Origin of the sequence: Halorubrum yunnanense, from assembly GCF_026586675.1 — an archaeon.
Taxonomy (GTDB): Archaea; Halobacteriota; Halobacteria; order Halobacteriales; family Haloferacaceae; genus Halorubrum; species Halorubrum yunnanense.
This window is the reverse complement of the sequence record NZ_JAODIX010000063.1, coordinates 22,376-47,044: the sequence shown is the minus strand read 5'-3', so window position 1 is coordinate 47,044 and position 24,669 is coordinate 22,376. Positions and strand designations below refer to the sequence as shown.

General features: G+C 61.6%; 24 protein-coding genes and 1 pseudogene. 14 read left to right on the top strand and 11 right to left on the bottom strand.

The features are described from left to right. Window positions 1-490: 490 nt before the first annotated feature. From N5096_RS13395 to N5096_RS13385, 3 genes are all read right to left on the bottom strand, one after another. A complete protein-coding gene (locus N5096_RS13395; RefSeq protein WP_267665321.1) occupies window positions 491-2,197 on the bottom strand; it encodes a hypothetical protein in 1,707 nt (568 codons plus the stop codon). A gap of 239 nt (window positions 2,198-2,436) precedes the next feature. Then, window positions 2,437-2,913 carry a type IV pilin N-terminal domain-containing protein gene (locus N5096_RS13390; protein ID WP_267665320.1) on the bottom strand — a complete coding sequence of 159 codons (477 nt, stop codon included), beginning with the start codon at window positions 2,911-2,913 and terminating at the stop codon, window positions 2,437-2,439. A gap of 4 nt (window positions 2,914-2,917) precedes the next feature. Beyond that, window positions 2,918-3,325, bottom strand: coding sequence for a type IV pilin N-terminal domain-containing protein (locus N5096_RS13385; protein WP_267665319.1), 408 nt, complete (start codon window positions 3,323-3,325; stop codon window positions 2,918-2,920). A 221-nt stretch (window positions 3,326-3,546) separates the two neighbouring features. Between N5096_RS13385 and N5096_RS13380 the strand changes: the two genes are divergently transcribed. Both N5096_RS13380 and N5096_RS13375 read left to right on the top strand, forming a co-directional pair. Further along, complete coding sequence (locus tag N5096_RS13380; protein WP_122107030.1) at window positions 3,547-4,692, top strand: ISH3 family transposase; 1,146 nt, start codon at window positions 3,547-3,549, stop codon at window positions 4,690-4,692. Window positions 4,693-4,910: 218 nt separating this feature from the next. Continuing rightward, on the top strand, window positions 4,911-5,687 hold the full coding sequence (locus N5096_RS13375; RefSeq protein ID WP_267665318.1) for a hypothetical protein: 777 nt from the start codon (window positions 4,911-4,913) through the stop codon (window positions 5,685-5,687). Window positions 5,688-6,003: 316 nt separating this feature from the next. Here N5096_RS13375 and N5096_RS13370 read toward each other — a convergent pair whose 3' ends face one another. Continuing rightward, window positions 6,004-6,543: a type IV pilin domain-containing protein gene (locus tag N5096_RS13370; RefSeq protein WP_267665317.1), complete on the bottom strand. Its 540-nt coding sequence runs from the start codon at window positions 6,541-6,543 to the stop codon at window positions 6,004-6,006. Window positions 6,544-7,355: 812 nt separating this feature from the next. Here N5096_RS13370 and N5096_RS13365 point away from each other — a divergent pair. The 8 genes from N5096_RS13365 to N5096_RS13330 all read left to right on the top strand — a co-directional run bounded on the left by N5096_RS13365 (window position 7,356) and on the right by N5096_RS13330 (window position 15,521). Beyond that, a complete protein-coding gene (locus N5096_RS13365; protein ID WP_303654995.1) occupies window positions 7,356-8,738 on the top strand; it encodes a substrate-binding protein in 1,383 nt (460 codons plus the stop codon). 136 nt (window positions 8,739-8,874) lie between these two features. Continuing rightward, window positions 8,875-9,813, top strand: a complete 939-nt coding sequence (locus N5096_RS13360) for a branched-chain amino acid ABC transporter permease (RefSeq protein ID WP_267665316.1) — start codon at window positions 8,875-8,877, stop codon at window positions 9,811-9,813. After that, on the top strand, window positions 9,810-10,901 hold the full coding sequence (locus tag N5096_RS13355; RefSeq protein WP_267665315.1) for a branched-chain amino acid ABC transporter permease: 1,092 nt from the start codon (window positions 9,810-9,812) through the stop codon (window positions 10,899-10,901). Before N5096_RS13360 ends, N5096_RS13355 begins: the two co-directional genes overlap by 4 nt. Continuing rightward, window positions 10,898-11,656, top strand: coding sequence for an ABC transporter ATP-binding protein (locus N5096_RS13350; protein WP_267665314.1), 759 nt, complete (start codon window positions 10,898-10,900; stop codon window positions 11,654-11,656). The genes N5096_RS13355 and N5096_RS13350 overlap by 4 nt, the downstream gene beginning before the upstream one ends. Continuing rightward, entirely contained in the window at window positions 11,653-12,396 is a 744-nt protein-coding gene (locus N5096_RS13345; protein ID WP_267665313.1) for an ABC transporter ATP-binding protein, read from the top strand. The genes N5096_RS13350 and N5096_RS13345 overlap by 4 nt, the downstream gene beginning before the upstream one ends. Window position 12,397: 1 nt before the next feature. After that, a complete protein-coding gene (locus tag N5096_RS13340; RefSeq protein WP_267665312.1) occupies window positions 12,398-13,081 on the top strand; it encodes a thioredoxin family protein in 684 nt (227 codons plus the stop codon). A 614-nt stretch (window positions 13,082-13,695) separates the two neighbouring features. Next, window positions 13,696-14,364, top strand: coding sequence for an MjaI family restriction endonuclease (locus N5096_RS13335; RefSeq protein ID WP_267665311.1), 669 nt, complete (start codon window positions 13,696-13,698; stop codon window positions 14,362-14,364). Window positions 14,365-14,408: 44 nt separating this feature from the next. Next, on the top strand, window positions 14,409-15,521 hold the full coding sequence (locus N5096_RS13330) for a DNA-methyltransferase (RefSeq protein ID WP_267665310.1): 1,113 nt from the start codon (window positions 14,409-14,411) through the stop codon (window positions 15,519-15,521). A 125-nt stretch (window positions 15,522-15,646) separates the two neighbouring features. Here N5096_RS13330 and N5096_RS13325 read toward each other — a convergent pair. The 4 genes and pseudogenes from N5096_RS13325 to N5096_RS13310 all read right to left on the bottom strand — a co-directional run. After that, window positions 15,647-16,179: pseudogene (locus N5096_RS13325) on the bottom strand (zinc ribbon domain-containing protein); the annotation flags it as partial. A gap of 330 nt (window positions 16,180-16,509) precedes the next feature. Then, a complete protein-coding gene (locus N5096_RS13320) occupies window positions 16,510-16,749 on the bottom strand; it encodes a hypothetical protein (RefSeq protein ID WP_267665309.1) in 240 nt (79 codons plus the stop codon). 162 nt (window positions 16,750-16,911) lie between these two features. Then, window positions 16,912-17,034, bottom strand: coding sequence for a hypothetical protein (locus N5096_RS13315; RefSeq protein WP_267665308.1), 123 nt, complete (start codon window positions 17,032-17,034; stop codon window positions 16,912-16,914). 303 nt (window positions 17,035-17,337) lie between these two features. Next, window positions 17,338-18,138 (bottom strand): TOBE domain-containing protein, encoded by an 801-nt coding sequence (locus N5096_RS13310; protein ID WP_267665307.1) that lies wholly within the window; start codon window positions 18,136-18,138, stop codon window positions 17,338-17,340. Window positions 18,139-18,380: 242 nt separating this feature from the next. On the opposite strand from N5096_RS13310, the gene N5096_RS13305 reads away from it, so the two are divergent. Genes N5096_RS13305 through N5096_RS13295 form a run of 3 tightly spaced genes read left to right on the top strand, consistent with a single transcriptional unit; the run spans window position 18,381 to window position 20,799 of the window. Then, window positions 18,381-19,316, top strand: coding sequence for an ABC transporter substrate-binding protein (locus tag N5096_RS13305; RefSeq protein WP_267665306.1), 936 nt, complete (start codon window positions 18,381-18,383; stop codon window positions 19,314-19,316). Next, on the top strand, window positions 19,313-20,035 hold the full coding sequence (locus tag N5096_RS13300; RefSeq protein WP_267665305.1) for an ABC transporter permease: 723 nt from the start codon (window positions 19,313-19,315) through the stop codon (window positions 20,033-20,035). The genes N5096_RS13305 and N5096_RS13300 overlap by 4 nt, the downstream gene beginning before the upstream one ends. Continuing rightward, entirely contained in the window at window positions 20,035-20,799 is a 765-nt protein-coding gene (locus N5096_RS13295) for an amino acid ABC transporter ATP-binding protein (RefSeq protein WP_267665304.1), read from the top strand. Before N5096_RS13300 ends, N5096_RS13295 begins: the two co-directional genes overlap by 1 nt. A 396-nt stretch (window positions 20,800-21,195) precedes the next feature. Here the strand turns inward: N5096_RS13295 and N5096_RS13290 are convergent, their stop codons facing one another. Together N5096_RS13290 and map are read right to left on the bottom strand one after the other, a co-directional pair. Further along, window positions 21,196-21,747: an HIT family protein gene (locus tag N5096_RS13290; RefSeq protein ID WP_267665303.1), complete on the bottom strand. Its 552-nt coding sequence runs from the start codon at window positions 21,745-21,747 to the stop codon at window positions 21,196-21,198. After that, on the bottom strand, window positions 21,747-22,655 hold the full coding sequence (gene map, locus N5096_RS13285; RefSeq protein WP_267665302.1) for a type II methionyl aminopeptidase: 909 nt from the start codon (window positions 22,653-22,655) through the stop codon (window positions 21,747-21,749). The genes N5096_RS13290 and map overlap by 1 nt, the downstream gene beginning before the upstream one ends. 132 nt (window positions 22,656-22,787) lie before the next feature. Between map and N5096_RS13280 the strand changes: the two genes are divergently transcribed. Then, entirely contained in the window at window positions 22,788-23,255 is a 468-nt protein-coding gene (locus tag N5096_RS13280) for a peroxiredoxin (protein WP_267665301.1), read from the top strand. A gap of 438 nt (window positions 23,256-23,693) precedes the next feature. Here N5096_RS13280 and N5096_RS13275 read toward each other — a convergent pair whose 3' ends face one another. Continuing rightward, window positions 23,694-24,620 (bottom strand): DMT family transporter, encoded by a 927-nt coding sequence (locus tag N5096_RS13275; RefSeq protein WP_267665300.1) that lies wholly within the window; start codon window positions 24,618-24,620, stop codon window positions 23,694-23,696. Window positions 24,621-24,669 lie beyond the last annotated feature (49 nt).

The following is a 24,669-nucleotide window of genomic DNA, read 5'->3' as shown; positions in this document are numbered from 1 at the left end:
CGGACGAGAAGCGCTCAAACACGCTGTCAAAGCTACTCTCTGAAATCAACAATGTGCTACACAAGAGCGTAGTAGAATTATAACTGTTATCGCGTACGGGCGAGCGGGGGCGCTGCTGTTGCGTTGCGGCAAGCGCGTGCAAGTGTCCCGCCGTTGCTGTTGATACTAATTACCAAGTACAGCTTCACGCACAACACATCGCTCAAAGGATTCCTATTTGTCAACGGATATATCTATGAACAGTGTGGGATCGTGTCACACGTTCACGGCCTGCCACCAACAGGCAAAGACGAGTCCTCGGTTCCGATCTGGATAAATATAATATTTATTTATATTATGTAAATTTGGTAAATATGCAGCGTATCTCCAATAAAGTGTCCTGGCGGGTATGGAATCGCCGGGGTATCAGTCCCACTCAATGCGTTTCTACTCGCGAACGACTATTTCTGAGGTATCACGTATGATCTTAGTACGTCAGAGTTCGATAACCCTACACCACGCGCCCGTATCGCGAGAACTCGTCGAGGCGTTCGTTCGACCAGTGATACGCGTTCCCGCGCCCGCCGCGACGATGAGTGACGTATCCCTCTTCGTCCAGTTCCTTCATCAGCTCACCCACCTGTCGATCTCCAACTGAGGTTTCCGCCGCGATCTCGCCGTTCTTCCACTCACCATCGGGCCACTTCTCTGAGTCACGGATCGCGCCAACAACTTCGACCATCCCTTTAGACCATGTGTTGACCTCCAAGCGTTCGTCAGCTTCCACCCAGTACGGAAGACGGGAGGTGTGAGCGTACACTGTCGCTCCATGCTCATCTTCACTCGGGGTTCGGCTAAAGCGCATGATTGCTTGGAGGACCTCTTTCTCGACGACGTCTCGGAAGAGTGCGTTCCCGTATCCCCCGAAGTCCAAGTTCATACCCTTCGTGACGCGACCGTCTTCACCCACCTTCCGTGAAATTGCTTCGCCGTCGATTGCTCCCCACCGGATAACAGCCTCTCCCTCCGGAGGATGTGGACTTCCTATGATCGCTCCAAGCCGTGTTTCCGCGAACTTGTTACTCCCTTTGAGGTTCCCATAGTGTTCCGCGACCTCAACATGCTGTTGTACGTCAGTTGATTTGTACTGCTCTTTTGCTTGCTTTGAGGTGATGACAGCTGGACGAGAGCCTTCCTCCTCGTGAATACTCTCTAAGAGTGCGCCGTCAGAGTCAACATTGACGTGAGAACCACTCTGATATGGCTTCGCACCAGCGTCTGTCTGCTTGATTTTGAGGCCAAGAACGTCTCCGAGGTATTCTCGCTTCTCTTCGTCCGAGTCTAAGACCTCTTCATGCTCTATCCAGTCACCTCCAAGGACCATCCGCCACTTCGCGATAGTTGGAGTACCATCCAGGGCGACAACGCTCTCTGCGGCGTAGAATGGGGGAGGGATCAGGATTGTCCACTCGTCTTCGGGAGTTCTGACTGCTACTCGACCGGAACCGAGTTCGGCATATTCCCATTCGTTCTCCAAAAGATCGAACTCGATGGCAGCATGAGTTAGAAGCGGAGCATGGGCATGGAAGTGTGGACTTCGTTGGAGAGTGATTCGTGTATCTCGATGAGAATAGAATCCCATCTCCTCCTTCCATTCAGAGACGACAGTCTCGTGTTCCTCGTTATCATGCCGGCGATGGAGGTCTTTCCAGTTCTCAAACGGAAGGGTATCCTCAGCTCGCAGGTAGTTACTCACCGCCCTCGTCGCTTCGTTGTGAGTTGGCTCAAAGAAGTAGGAGTCTCCAGGGAACTCGTCGATGGCGACGTATCGCTCTTCGATATAATCTCTATTGTGAGCTTGGAGGTAGTGGCCGATCAGCACGTCGTAGTTCTCAGGATCGAACTCCCGTTTCTCCATGTACTGACAGGGTCCGTCAAGCTGGCACGGGAGATCTCTGCCAAAGTATCGTTTTGCTTCTCGGTGGATTTCTGCTCCTGAGATTCCAGATTCATACAGGTCATCAATCCTCCCCTCAATGGGATGATCCTCCCCAATCGTTTCGCACTCATGGTGAAACGCCGGTAGTACGAGGTAGTCTAATCCTTGTTCCTCACACCACTTCTCGTACTGTCCGTACAACTCTCGTCGAGAAGTGAAGATCGTCAGTGGGCTACCCGTACTTTCAGCCCACTTGACGGCGTGGTAGCTCTTTCCCATCGCAGGGAGAGCTTCGACGAGAGTGGTTCCATCTTGCTCGAATGCTTGCTGGATCGTTTTATTTAGACGGGAACGGACGGCGTCAATTGTCAATCGCTGAGATAGATTCTGAACAGAGATATATCGATTAGGTTGCTGGACCGGTTAAAGAGTATTGTACCGATACTCTATCTGTATGAATTCGATCCTAAATATCGAACAGGAACAGAAGAGGTAGTAAGACTGGCTGATCCTACTGCTTAGTCCCAACCATGAAAATTGTTAATTTCCACATTTCTGTCCAGGATAATTGAATCTGAAGGAGTGTGGATTATCTTAATTTTGGTGACAGTAACACTATTAGTACCAGTGCCGGAATAGCTCACAGAAACGCTATCGCCAACACTTATAGTACCACTACTACCAAGCTTGGTTCTCGCGTCGTTATCTACGTTGCTTGGATCAACAGCAGTGTCTCCATTATATGCGACAATTTCGAGATCGGCTTGATCAATACTATCACCGCCAGAATGTGATACGTCAAGATCAGTTGAACTACTGGCATTTTCGACGCTAAGCTGTGCAGTTGGCTGATTATCTCCAAGTGAGTCACCCAAACCGAGCACAAATGTCCCAATCACTGCGGCCAATATCACAGTTATTGCAACCATGAGTATCACTCCGATGACAGGACTCACGGCTCGGTCACTCGTAGTAATAAATTTGTTTGAATTCATGATATTATGATAGATCGACAGTGTTCTCTGCGAGGATCGTTTCCGAAGGCGTGTGGATTACTCGAACAGTGGTTTCCGTGGCTTTTTCGCTACTGACTGTAACTGATCCACCGACACTAAGATCACCAGGCGGACTGCCGCTCAGACTGTTTCCGGATCCATCCACTACGTCCAACTCACTCCCTGTAAGAGCGTCACCGCCGTTATGGGAAATCACCACCTCACCAGTTTCAGATCCCGCTTCAATACCAATCGATGCTGTCGGCTGACTATCTCCAAGCGAGTCACCCAGACCGAGTACGAATGTCCCGATCACGGCCGCCAGTATCACGGTTATTGCAACCATGAGTATCACTCCGATGACAGGACTTACTGCCCGGTCGTCAGTGTTGAATAGATTTGTTGGTTTCATTATTGTCAACCCAGCCGATTGAGATAATCATCTAAAGACTCTTTGACTGGCTCATGCCAATTTGAGAGTCCCGATTGACTATCTCAATCATTCGCTGGTTAACATAAGATACCCCCGGATCACATAAGTACTTAATGGCTTGCATATCAATTTGGATAATGGAGCAGGTATACTCAGTCGATCACATCGGGTTTGAGTGAAAGTGTCTGCTTGGGAAGGGTGTGGAAGCTACCGAAGCAGACAGCGAGATAGAAGAAGAGCACCTCCTTAATTTTGTCGTCAACAGCCTCAACGAAGAGCTTGCGATAGATCTCGACGAGAACGTCAAGGTCACGACAGAGACGTTGTACGAGGTCCTCGCCGGCGCCAGCGCCGGCGGGACCTCGATCAATCACGTCTGCGAAACGACCGAGGACTCGCCACACGCCAACACCGTTCGAGGACATCTCACCGAGCAGTTCGAACTTGACTCCGTTGAGGCGGTTGGGGACACGCTACTTCAACGAGATACGCTTGAGACGCTTCCAGATCGACCGGTGGAGGTCTGTGCAGACCTCCACCTCGACCCCTACTACGGCGATGAAGACGAAACAGAAGCGCTGTACTTCTCACAGGCGAAACGAGGAACCACAACGTTTCACGCGTACGCGACGCTGTACGCGCGGGTACGCAACAAGCGGTACACGCTGGCGGTGCGCCAGCTTGTCGCTGGCGACACCACCAGCGACGTCCTTGGTGAGTTTCTCGAACTCCTCGACGGCCTTGACCTCGGCGTCAAGGCCGTCTATCTCGATCGCGGATTCTACAACAGCACCTGTCTTGGGCTGTTGTCCACGCACAACTACGCCTACGTGATGCCGATCGTCAAGTGGGGTGAAACGATCCAAGACGAACTCAGTAGCGGCTGGAGCCGCGAGATCGAACACGATCTCGCCGGCAAGGTAACGTTCCCTGTGTTCATCGACTGCGTCTACCAACAGGGACGATACGACGAACACGGGGTGGCGCGTCACGGCTACGCCGCTGACGCGCCGTTTATCGACACACCACGGGATGCCCGAGAACACTACAGCAAGCGCTTCGGCATCGAGTCGAGCTACCGATTAGCCAAGCAGAGCCTCGCATTCACCAGTTCTCAGGACGCTGGGCTACGGCTGGTGATGTTTGTGGTGAGCCTACTGCTCCAGAATAGCTGGCGGTATCTACACTGGCGGTACGTGGCGGCGCCCCGCCGCGGGGGGCGCCGCCTCTGGAGGTGGCCGTTCACGGAGTTCTGTGAGATGGTGCTGCGGGCCGCTTGGACAGCGCTTGGTGTACGTAGGTCCATTCCAGCGAACCAGCCACTCGACAGCCGATTCTTCCGGTAGCTGTCCACCGATTTAGATAGCGGTCGTGAGTGACGACACTGTCGCGTCGGCGGCAGTGCGCCGCCGACAGCGACGGTCCATCCTGAAGATCACACTCACCAGCGCTTCGAAGACGCGCCACGACCAGTTCCATCTGATTCATCGCCATCAGACGAGATTACGCGGCTGTCGATGTGATCGACTGATACTGAAACCATCGTTTCGACTATAATCTCTACATGCAACCGACAGCACAGGGAATCGCTCGAACCTATAGTGACCGAGTATATCCAGACCCATGGGAAAAGGTTCTTGACTACCGACGGGTTCGCGAATATTCTGCTGAACATCCGAACGCTGGTCGGGTCCGAATTGGTAATGCGCTTGACCTCCCCAGTAGTCGTGTTCGTGGATGGATTAACGATTCCGTACCAGATCCAGTTCGTGGAATCAACACGGCGATCCAACACAGTTGGGTCGAACCTAATCCGAATGGGAAGATTGCCGCCTCTCTTGTCGAACTACTCGCACATGTTCTCTCAGGTGGGAGTATTTCAGAGAAATTTTTTGTCCCTGCCGTAGCACCCGGAAAGCGAGTTGAAATACAAGAGATACGACAAGCCTTCGAGAGTGTGGGTGTTGAGACTGTAACTCGTCATGAAGATTCTAAGAGTAGATCAACCGAGGTTGTTCCAGCAAACGATGGTTCAGTACTTGGACGTTGTCTCGTTACGATGGGTGTGCCAAACGGTCAAAAAACGAAGCTTGACCGGCTGCCACCTGCCGTGTGGGATGTGCCTGTGAGTGTTCGACGCTCGTTTGCGCAGATTTATCTCCGCCATCGTGGGCTGGATCATAAACAGAAAGCGACCACACAAGTCCAAGTCAAGCGCCCGGTTTCGTTCATAAAAGATCTCTGGAAACTCCTTGATGGAGTGTGTGATGGGAGAGTCACGAGTAGTGGTGAGAGAATTACCATCTCTGCAGATGCCGCTCGGGAACTACAGATCGATTAGCTCATTTGGAACAGTAGTTTCTATTTCACCACTTGGAGTCGGCCATCTTCCCTCGCTGTTCTACTCCGGCGTTGACGTAACGTTCCGTCGTCTCAATCTGCTTGTGTCGGAGCTGTTCTTTCGCGTTGTGAATCCCTTCCTCGTTTGCCCGCAAAGTAGCGACTCCCGGCGGATTGATCCGGCCTGCTCAAAGTGTGTGTATCTGGATTTGTTGAAATCCTCAGCGGCTGATACAAACGGCCTGCTGAATAGCGGGCGCGTATGTAGCACTGAAAATATCCGATCCAACTTGTGTGTGCTGGGTACCTTCTTAACACTATGGAGTGAATGTGTTTTTCGAGATGATCGCGTCCGATGGAGTGTGTACGATGATTACTTCGAGTGTATCGGCTTCTGGGCCAGTGTTATTATCATCAACACGAAAGTCAGCGTCGCCTGTGTTTATTCGGAATTCAATCGTACGGCTCGCAGCCCATTTTTCAAACCCAACACTACTCTCTCCAGAATCTATTATATTATCAGGGTCATCTTCATCAGGGTTCGGAAAATTAATCAACCGAGCCTCTTTGGGAAAATCATCGTCGCCAGAGGCATCTGCCCGAACAATAATTTCGATTTCTTCCATAGCAACGCTATCTCCACCCAAATGTGTAATTCGGACGATCTGATTGTCCCCGGCGTCCTCCTCGTCAATGACAAACTCACCAGTTGTATCCGCGACATTCGGCGCAGGTTCATTAACATCTTCTACCACACCGAGAAAAAACACAGAGACTGCCGCAGCTAAAATAACGACAATTGCGACCATAAGAATAGTCGAAATAGCAGGTGTGACAGCACGATCCTGCTGATTCATTGCTATGTCTATCCGCTACTGAGTAATACAATCACCGGACTTGCTGCTGTATTCACGCTCTATAGTCAGCACGCACTCCAAAACATATCACTGCTCAAGGATTTCAGAGTCGTGTATCTCAAATGATCTCTGTATTCTCTACGAGTGTAGACTGATGAAATCCGGATGACGCGCTCTATGACGCTGGAAAATCGGCCCACTTCTAACTCAAAATGTGGGGGTCATTTTCAATATAGCCGCACATAATGTCAGATTAGTGTTCCTGTGGTTTTATACCGTTGGGTTGAGATAGTTGCACTTAGAGAGCTTGTATCGGCAATCTGCGGGGGGTAGGTGCTTGGAGGGTGGGGCTAATCTGTCAAGATTAGCGCAATGGGCCACTCTGCCATCCCACCGCTGTGGTTTCGATTGTCTCCGATACGTCACGCGAGTCCGGCGCCTGTGGAGGCGAGTCGCGCTAACCCGGCGCATCTCACCGTGTCTCGGGTGAGTTACACCGAGACTGCTTCGATTACGGTCGTGCCGGGTATATAAATGAACACAACCTCGGGAGTGTTGAAGCTATCGCTCTCTCCCCCGAACCGCCGCAGCGCTCCGCGCTGATCGGCCTCCGGTCACTGCGAACGTGATTCCCTGGTCCGCTCCAAGGTGTTTCTGAGCGAAGACGATTGGTAACTGTCTTTTAAACTTAGTATATCGTGTTTTCATCCCGCGGACGGTTTAGCATCGGATATTATTTTCGTCCCCTCATATGTGGAATTTCCGTTTCATTATTCCAAACTATTATGATAGATCAGACCACCGTGTGTAGCATGCCAACCAATGGCAGCTCGGTGAGTCGACGACAGTTGTTGCAAACTACAGGTGCCGCGGGCACAGTGGGCATCGCCGGCTTAGCCGGTTGTTCGGGCGACGGTGGCGACGGCGGCGGGGGCGGCGGTGACGGCGGTGACGGCGGTGACAGCGACAGCTACCCCGCGCTCGGGAACTTCCCAGTCGAAGGCGACACGGTCACGTTCGGATTCAACGTTCCCCAGTCAGGCCCGTACTCGTCCGAGGGGCAAGACGAGCTCCGAGCGTACCAGCTGGCGAAGAAGCACCTCAACAACGGAGGCGGCTGGATAGAGGACTTCGAGGACCTCAGCGGCGACGGCGTTCTCGGCTACACGGTCGACTCGGTGAACGGCGACACGGCGACCGACGCCGACACCGCCCGGCAGTCCGCACAGCGGATGATAAACCGCGACGACGCCGTGATGGTCTCCGGCGGTTCGTCGAGCGCGGTGGCCATCGCCGTGCAGGGCCTCTGTCAGCAGGAGAACGTCATGTTCATGGCCTGCCTGACCCACTCGAACGACACCACCGGGAAGGACTGCGTCCGGTACGGGTTCCGTGAGATGTTCAACGCGTACATGACGGGACAGGCGCTCGCGCCGGTGCTCGAAGAGGAGTACGGCTCCGACAACACCTTCTACCAGCTGTACGCGGACTACTCCTGGGGCCAGACCGTTCAGGAGTCGATGAACCAGTTCCTCTCGGACGTCGGGTGGGAGGAACTCAACAGCGTGCCGACCCCGCTGGGGACCAGCGACTTCTCCTCGTACCTCTCGGAGGCCGCGAACAGCGGCGCAGACGTGCTCCTGCTCGACCACTACGGTCTCGACGGCGCGAACTCCGTTTCCCAAGCCGTCAACGCCGGCCTCGACGAGGACATGGAAATCGTCGTTCCGCTGTACAACCGACCGATGGCACAGGCGGCCGGCGGATCCATCGAAGGCGTGTTCGGGACGATCGCGTGGGACTCACAGATCGACAACGACGCCTCGAACAGCTTCACCACGGCGTTCGAAGACGAGTACGACCGCGTCCCCTCCGGACCGGCCCAGCTCGCCTACGCGCAGACGCTGCAGTACGCGGCCGCGGCCGAGCGAGCGGGCACGTTCTACCCGCCCGAGGTCATCCGCGAGCTCGAGGACTACGAGTACGACAACGTCGGTCTGGGTCAGGAGACGATGCGCGCGTGCGACCACCAGGCGCAGCGATCGATTCCGGTCGCACGGGGGCTGCCGGAGAGCGAACAGTCCGACGGGAACTTCATCGATCTCGTCCAGGTTACGTCCAGAGACGACGTCGGATACGCCTGTGACTCCGGGCCGGCCGCCGAGTGCGAACTCGGAGAGTACGGTGACGAGTAATGGTCGACGAGCCGGCTGAACAGCACGGGGTCGCCTCGGGGAGGACGCTGCACGGAGCCGCGCTCCCCGGTACAGGAGGTCCCGCGGACAGGACCGCTGACCGGTCGAAAACGACGTTCGACGAGGAATCTCACACGTGACGGTGCTTGCAGATATACTAACAATCCTGTTAAACGGGCTGCAACAGGGAGCGATATACGTCCTGCTGGCGGTCGGGCTGTCGATCATCCTCGGGACGCTCAAATTCGTTAACTTCGCCCACGGAGCGTTATACCTCATCGGCGCGTACCTCGGGCTGTTCATCACCGGGCAGGTCCCCCTGTCGAACGGACAGCTCGCGGACTGGGGGATCGAAGCGTACGGGATCGGCCTCGGGTTCACCGCCGCGCTCGTTCTGGTGCCGATCATCGTGTTCATCATCGGCATCCTGATGGAGCGGTTCGTCGCCCGGTCGTTCTACGACCGACCCGACACCGACCAGATTCTCGTCACGTTCGGGCTCGCGGTCATCGTTCAGGAGCTGCTCCGAGCGCTGCTCGGCGGGAGCAGCCAACCGTTCCCGCAGCCGGGGTGGGCGTCCGGGCCGATCTCGCTGCCGATCATCGGGAACTTCCCGCGATGGCGCCTCGGCGTCATCGCGATTACCGCAGTGCTCGTGATCGGCGTGTACGCGCTGGTCGAGTACACCGACTTCGGACTCATCGTCCAAGCGGGGACGCTCGACGAGGAAATGGTCCGGCTGCTGGGGATCCGGCTCAGCCGCCCCTATCTCGTCGTCTTCGGGATCGGTGCCGCGCTCGCCGGCGTGGCCGGCGTCGTCGGCGGGCCGCTCGCGAACGTTAACCCCAACATCGGCACCGAACAGTTGGTGCCGGCCTTCCTGACCGTCGTTATCGGCGGCGTCGGGAAGATCGAGGGCGCGGTGGTGGCCGGGCTAATGCTCGGCACGCTGCAGGTGGCGCTCATCCAAACCGGCTACGCCGCGTGGAGCCAGGTCGGCATCTACGCCCTCGCCGCGGTCATCCTGTTGGTGCGTCCGCAGGGGCTCCTCGGTTCGGAGGTGGACGTCGCATGAGCGACGAGCCACGCGACGCGACACCGGCGGCGGCGAGCGAATCGGGCGCCGACGTCAGCGACGGGTTCGCAGCTCGACTGTCGAGGTTCCGCGAACGGGAGAGCTCGACGGTACTGATAACGATCGTCGGCGTACTCGTCTTCCCGTTCATCTTCAACAACCTCCTCAACGGCTACACGCAGCTCGCGACGCTGATGCTCATCTGGGGCATCTTCGCCGTCGGGTTCGACATCCTGCTGGGGTACACCGGACTGCTGTCGTTCGGTCACGCCGTCTTCTGGGGGGGTGCGGCCTATGCGGCCGGTATCTTCAGTGCGAGCGTCAGCAGCCAACCGTTGCTGGTGTTGCTTGCCGGCACGGTGTTCGCGGTGTTGCTGGCGTGGGTCGTCGGCTTCCTGTCGCTGCGGCGCGGCGGGATCTACTTCGCCATCCTCACGCTGACGTTCGGCCAGATGGCGTTCTACCTCGCGGCGTCGCCGCTCGCGTTCCTCACGAACGGTGAGAACGGGTTCACGTCGGTCACCATCGCCCCGTTACTGGGCGTCATCGACCTTCACGGGGGAGTCCCGTTCCCGTTATCGATCGCGGTCGACAACATGCTGTACGTGTTTGTGGCCGTCGTTACCGTACTGTCGGTCGCGATGGCGAATCGCATCCTGCATTCGCCGTACGGAATCGTGTTCCGTGCGATCCGGGAGAACGAGCGACGGGCCGAGTTCGTCGGCCTGCACGTCTGGCGGTACAAGCTGATGGCGTTCATCATCTCGGCCGCCTTCGCCGGTATCGCCGGGAGCCTGTTCGCTATTGAAGGGAACTACGTGCCGCTGGGATCGCTGTACTGGACCGAGTCCGGCGCGATCGTCATCATGACCGTGCTCGGCGGTGTCGGGTCGCTGTTCGGGCCGTTGTTCGGCGCCGGCCTGTACCTGTACATCGAGAACATCGTCAGCGGGTTCGAAACGCTCGGTTCGTTCTGGCATCTCATCCTCGGGATCGTGTTCGTCGTCGCCGTCGTCGTTTTCCCCGACGGCATCTGGGGCGGTATCGAGTATCTGCGTGACAAGGTCACCGGAGGTGACGAGTCATGACGCTTCTACAAACTGAACAACTCACGAAGCAGTTCGGCGGTCTCACAGCGGTCGACGAGGTGGACATGGAGATCGAACAGGGCGAGGGCGTAAGCCTCATCGGTCCCAACGGGGCGGGGAAATCGACGCTTATCAACCTCGTCACCAGACGGCTGGAACCGAGTTACGGCGACGTCTCGTTCAAAGGGGAGTCCATCGTCGGAATGGACCCCCACGAGGTCGTCCAACAGGGCATGAGCAAGTCGTTCCAGACGGCCTCGGTCTTCCCGGAACTGAGCGTCAAGGAGAACGCGACTATCGCCGCGTTAGCCGCCGAACACGGGTCGTTCCGGGTCAACTTCTTCCGACACCGGAACAGCTACCCGGCGGTCGAGGAGTTGACGAACGACGTTCTCAGATCGGTCGGGCTGTACGGCGAGCGGGAGACCCAGGCGGACAGTCTGGACTACGGCAACAAGCGCCGCCTCGAACTCGGCATCGCGCTCGCCGCGGAACCGGACATGCTGCTGATGGACGAACCGACCGCCGGGATGTCGCCCGACGAGACGCAGTCGACCGTCGAGCTCATCAAGCGGGTGAAAGACGAACTGGACCTGACGTTCCTCCTCGTCGAGCACGACATGGAGATCGTCTTCGACATCTCCGACCGTATCGTCGTTCTCAACCGCGGATCGGTCATCTCCACGGGGACGCCGGAGGAAGTACAAAACGATCCGGCCGTCCAGGAAGCGTATCTCGGAGGTGTCGAGGAGTGACGCTGCTCGACGTCGAGGCGATCGACGGTTACTACGGCGAGAGCCACATCATCCAGGACCTGTCGCTGAGCGTTGACGACGGCGAGATCACGGCTCTCTTGGGGCGCAACGGTGCGGGGAAGACGTCGACGTTGCGGTGTATCTCGGGGGCGACGCCGCCGGACGTCCGAAGCGGTCGGATCCGGTTCGACGGGGTCGACATTACCGACGAGCCGCCCGAGGACATCGCCGTCAGGGGCATCTCGCTGGTCCCGGAGGAACGGCGCGTGTTCTCCGACCTCACCGTCGCCGAGAACCTCCACCTCGCGGACACCGTCCGCAACAAAGCGAATACGCTGGGGCGAGATCTCGACTTCCGCGACGACGGGATGTCCACGTCGGACATCTACGAGTACTTCCCCCGGCTCGACGAGCGGCGCACGCAGAAGGCGGGGACGCTGTCGGGCGGCGAGCAGCAGATGCTCGCGATCGCCCGGGCGCTCCACCAGAGCACCGACCTGCTGATGCTCGACGAGCCGTACGAGGGGTTGGCCCCGCAGATCATCGAGGCCGTCGAGAACGCGATCCGTCGCATCAGCGAGGCCGGCACCACGATACTGTTGGTCGAACAGAACGCCGTGGCCGCGATGAAGATCGCCGACCGGTGTTACGTGCTGGACCGCGGCCAGGTCGTCTTCGAGGGGCCCGCCGAGGAGCTCCAGGCGGATCAAGAAACGCGCGACAAGTACCTCGGTGTCTGAGATGGCGGACGCGCTATCCCCCGAGGCGCTACTCGACGACCTCCGCGACGAGGGCGTCGTTCGCATCGACGAGGGAACGGACGAGGTGGCCACGACCGAGGCGTTCGAGGCCGACCGGGAGGTGTACTACGACACGTACGTCGCGATGCCCGACGACGAGTTCCACGAGTCCGTCGCCGACGTGTTCGGTCTCGACTCGGCGGCCGAGGCCGCGAGCCGGGTCGCGGAACTCGATGTCTCTCGCGAGGAGTTCGCCACGTTCCTGACGCTCCGGTCGAACGTCGACGGCTCGTACGCGACCCCCGAACTGACCGCGATGGCACAGATGGCGACCGAGTTGGGACCGGAGACGCCGGTCCCCGACGGGGTCGAACACCTCGACGACGAGAGCTACGACTCCTTCGTCGACGAGCACGAGCGGTGCGTCGTCACCGTCTGGAAGCTGTTCTGTGACCCCTGCGAGGCGATGAAAGCGGAGCTCGACGAGGTGCTGGCGGCGTTCCCGGACGACGCAGCGGTCGGTGGAATCGCCGGCGAGCGCTCGCCGGGGTTCTGTCAGTCGGTCGGGGTCAACGCGGCCCCCGCGTTCGTGCTGTTCGAGGACGGAGCGGCCGTGGACGTGATCACCGGCCGAACGGACCCGTCGGCGCTGGCGGAGCGGGTCGCGGACGTGTACGGCGAGTGAACTACCCTACCCTCAACGAGCGAACCCCATATGGGGTGAGCGAAGTAGGGTAGGGTAGTTCACGCGTCATAGAACTACTTGCGAGGAGTCCGACTTTTATGTGGGAGTCTGTGGACTCTCGGTCAGAGTTTATGTTCGTATCGGCCGAGACAGTCCGCGGATATGGTTCTGATTAGTGATCGAAATACGGGGCGCGTACGGGTCAGATTGCCGCCATCGAGCGTCATTCAGCCAGGACCGAGAGCGCCTGACGAAGCGTGTGTCCCAGATATCCGACCGGTCCGGGGAGGAACGCGGAGGCGTGGGCCTACCCGGCGTAATCGACGGGCGGTTTCGTGGCCAGAAAGAGCCCGTACAGCGCGAGCGTAACCATCCGCCGAAAATAACACAGAGTGCCCCGACAGGGGATACGAGTAACGGCTGGTTGGCACGGCCCGGAGTCTTCCTGTTCGATCGTGAGAGCGGGCGGTTCACACCGAGAGAACAGGAGGAGTGTAAACCCTAATATCTCAACGCTTGGGGTTCCTCCCCTTTCAGGCCGAGGAGGACATCGAAAATAGACGAGTTGTCTCTGTAATCCGAAACTCTTTATCCGTCAATATTCACGGCAGGACGTGACTGACGGAGACGAGTTCAAACTGACCGAAGACGAGAGAGAACGGTTGGTCGCTGAAGACGTCGAAGAGTTCCCCTTCGACACTCCGAAGTACACTACCTACCTCCTGAACCCCGCGATCAACCTCTCACAGTCCAATCGCCCGCACGTCGTCGGACAGATGAGCGACATCGTAGAGGAGTTTCGGCGGGAACACCCGGAGGGGACATTCGAGGACTGGGTGAACTACTACGAGGAGGAGTACGACGGGGACGACCGACTCGAGGAAGCCACCGAGATGGCGTATCCGATGGTCGAGAAAATGCGAGAGGCGTTCGAACAGATAGACAAGGAGATGACCCGCCAATACCTTCGGGACTTGGTTCTGTTCAAGTCATACGAGGGGTTCGACATCCAGGAGGCGGTCCTGAAGAAACTGAGCGAGATGTACGACGTGGAAGTTCACCGGGCTGACGCTCGGGACGAAAGCGAAGGCATCGACGGATACCTCGGGGACCAGCCCGTCCAGGTGAAGCCGGTAACCTACAAGGACAACCTCCAAGAGAGCATCGAGGTCCCGATTGTCTTCTACGACGAGAACAAATCCAACAAGACGATGACGGTCGATACGTCCGAGTTATCGGATGCGACGGACGTCGGAGGTAGCGATACGAACGACCGGTTCTGAACTGCACCAGTAACTACAAACGCTCGCACGAACAGCGTGTGCGTATGGAGACCGCCCACGATGTTTTTATCGGCAACTCAAACACTCTCGGCGAGATAGAAGACGACGGAGTCGAACTCGTCGTAACTTCTCCGCCGTACCCGATGATCGAGATGTGGGACGACCTCTTCTCCTCGCTCAACTCGGACATCGACACGGCTCTCGACGAGGGCGACGGGCGGAGGGCCTTCGAGCTGATGCACGAGGAACTCAACAGGACGTGGGAGGAAATCGATCGGGTTCTCGTGGACGGCGGCATCGCGTGTATCAATATCGGAGACGCGACCCGGAAGGTGGACGATAGCTTCAGAGTCTACCAGAACCACGCGCACATAACCGAGTACTTCGACGGTATGGGGTTCGAGCCACTCCCCGATATTCTCTGGCGGAAGCCCACTAACTCGGCGGCGAAGTTCATGGGAAGCGGCATGATGCCGCCGAATGCCTACGCGACTCTCGAACACGAATATCTGCTCATATTCAGGAACGGGAAACAGAGCCGGAACTTCCCGTCCGGGAACGACGTGCGGTATAAGTCGGCGTACTTCTGGGAGGAGCGAAACGAGTGGTTCTCCGACGTTTGGGAGGGCATTACGGGAACGTTCCAAGGGTTAGAGAACGCCGACGAGGAACTCAGAGACCGTTCGGCGGCGTATCCACTGGAAGTCCCGTACAGACTCATCAACATGTACAGCGTGTACGGGGACACCGTTCTCGACCCGTTCTGGGGAACCGGAACGACCTCCCTGGCGGCGATGATCGCCGGTCGGAACTCCGTCGGATACGAAGTGCAAGAGGAGTTCAGAGAGGTCTTCGACGCCGAGGTCTCCGAGGTCAGCGAGCTCGCTCACGCTACGGTCTCGAAGCGAATCCAACGTCACGAGGAGTTCGTCGAGCAGCGGCTACATGACGGGAAGGAGTTCAAGTACGACGCCGAAAACTACGACTTTCCGGTTACGACGAAACAGGAGAAACCGCTCCAACTCTACACCATCGGCGGGGTGGAACAGACGGAAACCGGATACTCCGTGACACACTCCGCGTACAACGAGTCCGACTCGATCGAACCGGAGTCGGAAACTCACGGACAGGCAACGCTCGGAAGTCAGTTCCAGTAGCGGCTCAGCGGACGAGAACCGTCTTCGTTGATTCTCTCGGTCAGGATGCTCGGAGGGGCGATTGGTTTCCCGCGTTGACATCCTCCCCGCGCTGAAGCGCGAGGATTCCTCCGTCGGGGGTTCAACTACCGACCCACGGAGGCAACTTGCGGGTTTGTGCGCACTTCTTTGGGAGTTTCATGAGGGTGTGATTTCCCCGACCAGTCGTGGTCGTCCCACTCGAATCGGACGGGCCGTGCCATCGGCCTGACTTCGCAATCGCTGTTTTCTCGAAGGAACGTCTCTGACGCCGTGAGATCAGCGTGCCCCTCGAACCCGCATGGACACGTCAGCGTATCCCTGTGACGAACCGTCTCCTCGTGGTCGCCACACTTCGGGCACGTTTGACTCGTCCATGCTTCTGACTCGGTTTCGAGAGAGATACCGTACTCCTCACAGACGCACCTGAGACGGTGGATGAACTTCTTCAACCCCGCCCACGGTGGGGCGGGGAATCCGCCTCGCTACCTAGTTTGAACGCCCAGAAGCTGTGCGTCTTCTCGTTCACTCTGACCGACCAGTGTGTTTCCAGCACGCCTGTCAGATCGCCAACGTACACCATCCCCACGCCCTCGTCGTACAGCCGTTCAACGAGATCGCGTACGAGCGTGTTCTGTGCCATCGACGGCGGTTGAATACTGTTGGTCGGCTTCATCCCCGCCCTGGACAGTAGTTACCGAACCTCTCAACACGCCGCATATCGAGGATGCTGATCGTCAAACTCGGCGCATTCCATTTATATATCCCTTTATTACTCATATAAATGAAGGCCGTTGTTCACGCCAGATTGGTGGCCGACACAAGCTGATTCGGCAACTACTGTGAAGGGCGAGGCTTTCGCCTCGAATTTCTCGTAACTGAGTCGGATTCCCGATACTGACTGACTCCGCCAGGGGCTCGAAGCTCCCGGCGTTTTCGGGCAGAAAGGCGCCACCGCTCGTTGCCGATCTCAGTCGTCGCCTTCGCCGAGCGTCTGTTTGACCTCTTCTAATTGGAGGTAGGTGGTGAGGCCGAGTATGGTACCTGGCCATAGGCCGATGAACTGGCCGCGCTGCTTGTCGCCGCGCACGTAGTAGAAGTACAGCGCGAGGGCGACGGAGCCGATCGACGCCAGCACCGCGGGGCTGAGACCGTCGGCACCGATTCCATCCGCAGTTCCGCTTACTATATCTTCGGTTGAGTCGCTCACACCACAGGTACGGTCTGTACGTGTAAATCACTTTGTGTCATCCCGATCGGACACTCTGCACGTTACGCTCGGCTCGCCGACGTCGCAGGGGTCGAGTCCGGGAGACCCATTCGACGGTGCCGGTTGCATCCGCCGGCCACGCTCCCTACCGCGCCGGCCACGCTACCCGGAACGCGAGCCCTCCGTCTCGCGGATCGCGAGGAAGATGAGCAGCGAGAGCGCGATCATGACGACGGCAAACAGCAGTTCGTTCCCGTCGTCGGATTCTTCACCTGTCGCAGACATGATAGCCACAGTAGGGCCCCCGCGTACATACCACTTCGCCCGTCGACTCGCCGCGCAACGCCGTAACCGCTCGGCCGCCTCGACGGGGATCGAGCGCCGCACCCGCCGGCGACGGTCCAGCGCATGGCAAACGATTACACCGTTACGCCCCGTTGTAGGCGTATGAAAGACATCGACCCGGATTTGCTGATGATCGCCTTCGGCGTCGTGCTCAGCCTGATCGCCGTGCTCGAGATTTACCCCGCCTGGAAGCGATCCCGCGAGGCGGCTCGGTCCGAGTGACCGCCCCGGTCCGCGCCGGAGTTAGCCCTCCGGGGCCTCGGAGTACCCGGCGTCCGTCGTGTGGGCCACCAGTCGGGTGGCCGTCGCTTTCCAGCGGATCGACACGTCGTCGCCCGCCGCGAGCGCCAATCGGGACGCGCTCTCGGCCGTGATCAACGCCCGAAAGACTGCCTCCCCCACCGCGACCCGAACCGTCGACACCGTCTCGCCCGCCTCGATCTCGACGACTTCGCCGCGGAGCCGGTTCCGCGCGCTCGTCGCGTTCGGGTCCACGCCCGCGTCCCCTTTATAAACGGTCACCGCGTCGGCCCCGATTCGCACCTGCACCGCGTCCCCGACGCTCGCCCCGTCGCGGGTGTCGCCCCCGACCGCGCCGCCGTCGCAGAGCCCCCGCACCGCGCCGACCGCGGTGTCGACGTCGGCCAGCTCGCCCTCGACGCTCGCGACCGTCCCGTCGAGCACCGTCTCGGGGACGCTCGCGGTCGCGGCGAGCACCGCCTGGAGCCGGTCGTAGCGGTCGAGGAGCCCGCGGCCGGCGTCCGCGAGTCGGCTGCCGCCGCCGCCGGAGCCCCCCCGCTGGCGCTCGACTAACCGGCCGAACGCGTCCTCCAAGCTCTCGATCCGCGAGAGCGCTCGGGCCCGCGAGCGACCCAGCTCGGCGGCCGCGCCCGCGACCGACCCCGTCTCGTGGACCGCCCGGAGGAGCGCCGCGTCGCGCCCGTCGAACTCGGCGTCGCCCTCGATGAGCGCCGCGCGGCCGCGGCCCGCTCCAGCCCCGGCGACCTCCTCGTCCGCGACGCTCCCCTCTCCGCGTTCTCCCATACCGAAGGCCTCGGCTCGGACGGTGTTGGCGTTTTCCCTCCCGCGCCGAGGTCGTCGGCCGCGACGCCGGCGTAACCGGTCGCGGATCGGTTCGGGCTCCGGCCCGGACCGTGTTCGGGACGCGATCGGACACGGTCGGCGCGGCGAGCGTGGATCCGGGCTCCCCCTCGCGGGCGGACCGTAACCGATCGCGGTTATCCGTGTGCAGAAGCTATTTTTATTATCGGTCCTTCGGTGTGTCTATGTCGATACATCGACGCCGGTTCGTCGCGGCGCTCGGGACCGGCGGGGTCGTCGGTACCGCCGGGTGCTCCGCGATCGGCGGGAGCTCCGGGCAGCCGGACGACGGCGCTGGCGTGGCCGGCGAGACGCTCACGCTCACGACGACGACGAGCACCTACGACACGGGGCTGCTCGACGCGATCCACCTCGACTTCGAGGAGCTGTACGGCGTGACGGTCGACGCTGTTCCCAAGGGAACGGGCGCGGCCCTCGAAACGGCCCGCAACGGCGACAGCGATGTGGTGATGGTCCACGCCCGCGACCTCGAAGACGAGTTCCTGCGCGACGGGTACGGGGTCAACCGCCGGGACCTGATGTTCAACGACTTCGTGATCGTCGGGCCCGAGAGCGACCCGGCGGGGATCGAAGGGCTCTCGTCGGCCACCGAGGCGCTGACCGCCGTCGCCGACGAGGAGGCCCCGTTCGTCTCGCGGGGGGACCGCTCCGGGACCCACACCAAGGAGCTGGCCCTCTGGGAGGCCGCGGGGGCCGACCCCGGCGGCGGCTGGTACCGCGAGACCGGTCAGGGGATGGGCGAGGTGCTCAACATCGCCAACGAGCAGGGCGCCTACACCCTCGCGGACCGCGGGACGTTCCTCTCGCAGCGCTCCGAGCTCGACCTCGTGGTCCTCGTCCAGGGCCCCATCGAGGGCGGTCCGGAGACCCTCGCGAACCCCTACGGGATCATGGCCGTCAACCCCGCGGTTCACGACGCCGTCAACTACGACCTCGCGATGGCGTACGTCGGCTGGATCACGAGCCCCGGGGCCCAGGACGCGATCGCCGACTACCAGGTAAACGGTAAGCAGCTCTTCTTCCCCGAGGCGGTCTCCGAGGACCCCGACTTCCAGCAGTACGTTCCGGACGGGTGGAGTGCCGACTCGTCCGACGAATGAGCGTGCCGCTCGAACCGGTCGTCCCGCTGCTCTCGGGGCTCCTCGATCTCCCGTTCAGGGACGGCTACGTCTGGAGTATCATCTACGTCTCCCTGTACGTGAGCCTCACGGCGGTGGCGCTGAGCACGTTGTTCTCCGTTCCGCTGGCCGTCGCGATGGGGCTCTCCGACTTCCCCGGTAAGCAGTTCGCGAAGTCGGTGATCAACACCGGGATGGGGTTCCCGAGCGTCGTCGTCGGCCTCCTCGTGCTGTTCGCCGTCTCGAACCAGGGGCCGCTCGGGGCGCTGAACCTCGTCTTCACGAGGGAGGCGATGATCGCGTCGCAGTTCGTGCTCGCGACGCCGCCGATCACGGCGATCAGCCTCGCGGCGATAACCGGCGTCGACGAGACCGTCCGCGACGCCGCCCGCGTGCTCGGCGGGACCCGCCTCGACGTGGCCCTGGTCGTCCTCAAGGAGGCGCGGTACGGTATCGCGACCGCGATCCTGGCGGGCTTCGGCCGCGCCGTCAGCGAGGTCGGCTCCGTGCTCATCGTCGGCGGCAACATCACGGGCGCGGACGGGATCTCGAAGACTCGGACGCTGACGACCGCGATCCAGCTCGAGGCTAGGCAGGGGCAGTACGAGACCGCGATGATCCTCGGCGCCGTCCTCGTCGCGCTCGTGTTGACCGTCAACGCCGTCGTGATCCGGCTCGGCGACCAGGGGGTGCACCGCTGATGCTCCGGGTTAGTGGCGTCTCGCACTCGTACGGCGACGAGCGGGTGTTCCGCGACCTCTCCCTCGAGGTCCGGTCGGGCGAGACCGTCGCGGTGATCGGCCCCTCCGGCGTCGGCAAGTCGACCCTGCTCCGAACGCTCGCGCTCTCGCTCGAACCCGACGAGGGGGCCGTCGCGCTCGACGGCACGGACGCCTGGGCCGTCGAGAAGGCCGAGCGGCTCGCCCTCCGACGGCGGGTCGGGATGGTGTTCCAGGAGGCGAGTCTCTTCGGCGCCACCGTCGCGCGGAACGTTGAGTACGGGCTCCGGATCCGCCGGTCGTGGACCGACAGGCTGCGGGCCCAGCTCCGCGGGCTGGTCGGGAGCCGCGAGCCAGCCGACGCCGTCCGCGACGCGCTCGACGTGGTCGGACTGTCGGAGATGGCGGATCAGCCGGCGGCGTCGCTCTCGGGCGGCGAGGCCCAGCGGGTGTCGTTCGCCCGCGCGCTGGCGTACGACCCCGACGTCCTGCTCTTGGACGAGCCCACCTCGGACCTCGACCCAAGGAACACCGCGGTCATCGAGGAGGCGACGGCGAAGGCCCGGGACCGCGGGATCGGCGTCGTCGTGGCCACGCACGACATGCATCAGGCGGAGCGCGTCGCGGACCGCGTCGCGGTCCTGCTCGACAACGGGATCACCGAGGTCGGCCCGACGGAGCGGATCTTCGAGGACCCGTCTGACGAGCGCACCCGGAAGTTCATCTCCGGGGAACTGGTATACTGACTCGTACTTAGAGTATGTGAATCACTGTGGTAGTGTGGATATTTATAAGTCGAATTGCGTTGTTGCTACCGGCTGTTTATACGTCGTCGACGGCGCGGTGAGCACCTCCAAAGCCCCAGCCGCGAGGATTCGATGGGCTCGTTGCGGTCCTCAGTCGGTCGCTTGCGCTCCCTCCTTGCGGTCCTTACGTCGCCCGTCTTCGTCCTCGCGGCTGCCCCTTTGAACCCCACCCGACCGCAACCACATAGCGCCTCACGCCTCCCCAGCCTCGTCGGCCTCCCGTCGCTTCGCTCCGGTCGGCCGACTCCCTCGCACGCGCTCCTCGTGGCCTGTCGGCCACTCGGAGGCGCGCGCCACCGCACCGCTTGTTTATAAGCGATCGACACCGCCGTCGCCTCAGACGTCGAAGTCGAGTTCGACCGCCTCGCCGCTCTCGGCGTCGCCCGGATCGACCACGTCGTCACCGGCGGCAAAGCCGGCGTGGAGGTGCCCGTAGGTGCGGTCGATCGCCTCCACGATCACCTTCGTCTCGCCCGTGACGGGCATGAAGTTCGTGTCGCCCTCCCACCGCGGAACGACGTGCGTGTGGAGGTGGTCGACCGAGCCGCCGGCCGCCGAGGCGCCGAGGTTCTGCCCCGTGTTGACCCCGTCGGGGTCGACGTCGCGGCGCATCGCGGTCAGCGTCGCCGCCTTCAGCCGCGCGTGGTCGAGCAGGGCCCCGTCGTCGAGGTCCGTCGGGTCCTCGTGATGCTCGCGCGGGATCACCATCGCGTGGCCCGGGTTGTACGGGGCGTTGTTCAGCAGGACGTAGTTGCGCTCGCTCCTCGCGACGATCCGCGACTCGCGGTCGTCCTCCCGCTTGGGCAGGACGCAGAACGGGCAACCGTCGATCGGGTCGGAGTTGCGCTCGACCCACTCGATCCGCCACGGGGCGTAGATCCGGTCCATCAGTCGTCGAACCCGTGGATCCCCGCGGTCGTCACCTCGACCCCGTCCCCCGTGATCAGGAGAGTGTGCTCCGCCTGGCTCACGAGGGCGCCGTCGTCCTCTTTTAGGACGGGGTACCCCTTCACCGCGTTCGCCTGCTTCAGCCGGCGCAGCGCCATCTCGACGCGGTCGCCCTCCAGCCACCGCGCCGCGAACGGGAGGTCGTCGAACGCCTCGATCTCCTCTAAGGCCTGCCGCGCGCGTCGGTCGCGGACGCTCCCCGATCCCTCCCGCTCGAAGATCTCCTCGACGGTCCCCTCGCCGACCTTCCCCCGCCCGTCGGTGGCGAACGGCTCGATGGCGACGGCCTGTCCCGGCTCCAGCTCGACGGAGCGGTCGACCCCCCGATTCGGGATCGTCGGGCCGGTGTGGGCGTCGTAGCGCTCGACGCCGTGGCCGGAGAGGTTCAGGACGGGCGTGTAGCCGTACCCGCGGATCACGTCCTCGATCGCCTCACCGACGACGCCGACCTCGACGCCCGGGCCGGCCTCGTCGACCGCCGCCTCCAGCGCCATCTCGGCGGCCTCGACGAGCTCCGGGGTGCCCGTGTGGTCGACCGTCACGGCCGCGTCGGCGATGTGACCGTCGACGTGGACGCCGACGTCGAGACACACCATCTCCTCCCCGAACTCGGTGTCATCGTCGCGGCCGGGGGTCGCGTGCGACGCTTCGGGGTCGACGCTGATGTTGACGGGGAACGCGAGCCCCGCCCCCCGCTCGCGGACGAAGTCCTCCGTCCACTCCGCGACCTCCAGGTGGGTCCGCCCCGGCTCGACCATCTCGCGGGCCTCGTTCATCGCCTCCGTCAACACCGCGCCGGCCTCTCGATAGCTCTCGACCGCGTCGTCGTCCAGGGATCCGTGGCTCATGGCCGTCGATTCGGTCAGCGACCGCAAAGAGGTTGCGGAGCGACGACGACCGGGGGCAGTCCGGGGCGGGCGTCACGCCCGTCGAACTCGCCGGACCGAACGCCATAAGACGCCGCCGAACCGACTGGAGATATGCTCGAACCGGGCGCCTCCGCACCCCCGATCGCGCTCTCCGACCAGCACGGCGACACGGTCAGCGTCGACCCCGCCGACGCGCGGTACACGGTGGTCTACTTCTACCCGCGCGCCGACACGCCGGGCTGTACCGCCGAGGCGTGTGGCTTCCGCGACGAGTGGGACGCCTTCGAGGGGGCGGACGTCGCCGTCGTCGGGATCAGCGACGACCCGCCCGAGGACTTGGAGCCGTTCGCCGAGAAGCACGACCTCCCGTTCACGCTGCTCTCCGATCCGGACGGTGAGGTCGCTGGCGCGTACGACTCCTACGGCGAGAAGCAGATGTTCGGAAACAGCTTCGACGGGGTGTTCCGGAACACGTACGTGCTCGACGGCGAGGGCGTCGTCGTCCTCGCGTACGAGGGCGTCTCGCCCGAGGACCACGCGACCGAGATTGTCGAAGACATCGCCGCGCTGGACGGCTGATGAACGACGGCGACGAACAGTTATAAATAAACGGTGCTGCGGCGCGCCCCGGTGAGTGGCCCGAAGGGCCGCGAACCGACGGTGCGAGGGAGTCGGTCGTCCGGAGCAACGCGGAGGACGACCGACGAGGCTGGGGGGGCGTGAGGTGCGGTGCTGTGCGGGCGGGACTCGGAGGGGCAGCCGCGAGGGCGAAGCACACCGACGGAAGGACCGCAAGGAGCGAGCACCGCGAGCGACTGAGGACCGCAGCGAAGTGCGCGAGCGACTGAGGACCGCAGCGAAGTGCGCGAGCGACTGAGGACCGCAGCGAAGTGCGCGAGCGACTGAGGACCGCAGCGAAGTGCGCGAGCGACTGAGGACCGCAGCGAAGTGCGCGAGCCGTCGCGGCTGGGGCTTTTGAGCAAGCGGTACCCTCCAGCGTTCAGCTCAACACCCGGTTCAAAACAGCCCGCCGACCCGCGAGAGGAGCCGCGGCACCTCGTCGGCGATCGCGTGCCGTTTGAGAAGCCCAAACCCCACGACGATGACGGCGAAGCCGACGACCGTCAGCGGCGTCACGGGCTCGGAGAGGAGGACCGCGCCCGCCACGGTCGCGACGACCGGGACGACGTAGGAGACGAGGTTGATCTCGAAGGCGCCCAGCCGGTCGAGGAGCGTGAAGTAGATGGTGTACGCGACCGCCGACGACAACACTCCGAGGAACAGCAGCGAGGCGACCGCCGGGAGGTCGGCGACCGGAGCCTGCTGCGTCTCGCCGAGCCCGACGCTGAGCCCGTGGATCAGTAGGGCGCCGAACAGCATCGCCCACCCCGTGAGCGCGATGCTGGAGAAGCTCGTCTCCACGGTGCGGAGCCCGACGCTCCCGACCGCGACCGCGAGCACGCCGACCGAGATGAGCCCGACGCCGATCGTGACGCCGCCGGCGAGGTTCGCGGGATCCGGCTGGGCGACGAGCCCGACGCCGACGAACGCCAGCACCACGCCGAGGACCCCTCGCGCGTCGAGGTCCGAGCCGCCGATCCAGGCGGCCGCGACCGCCGCGGTGGCGATCGGGACGAGGCTGTAGGTGATGGAGGCGATACCGCTTGTCGTGTACTGCTGGCCGACGAACAGCAGCGAGTTGTTCGCGGCGACGGAGAGCCCCCCGCTGAAGCAGATCGCGGCCAGGTCGCCGCGAGTGCGCGGGAGCGGCCCCGACTCGGTCAGGAGGACGTACGAGACCAACACCAGCGCCGCCACGTCGAACCGGAAGGCGGCGTACAGTATCGGGGGGTAGTAGTTGAGGCCGACCTCGATGGCCACGAAGGAGCCGCCCCACAGCGTGGCGAGGGTGAAGAACAGGACGACGTCTCGATACCGGGGCACACGGGGAGAAGGGCGACTGGGGATAAAGCGGTGTCCGTTGCGGACGACG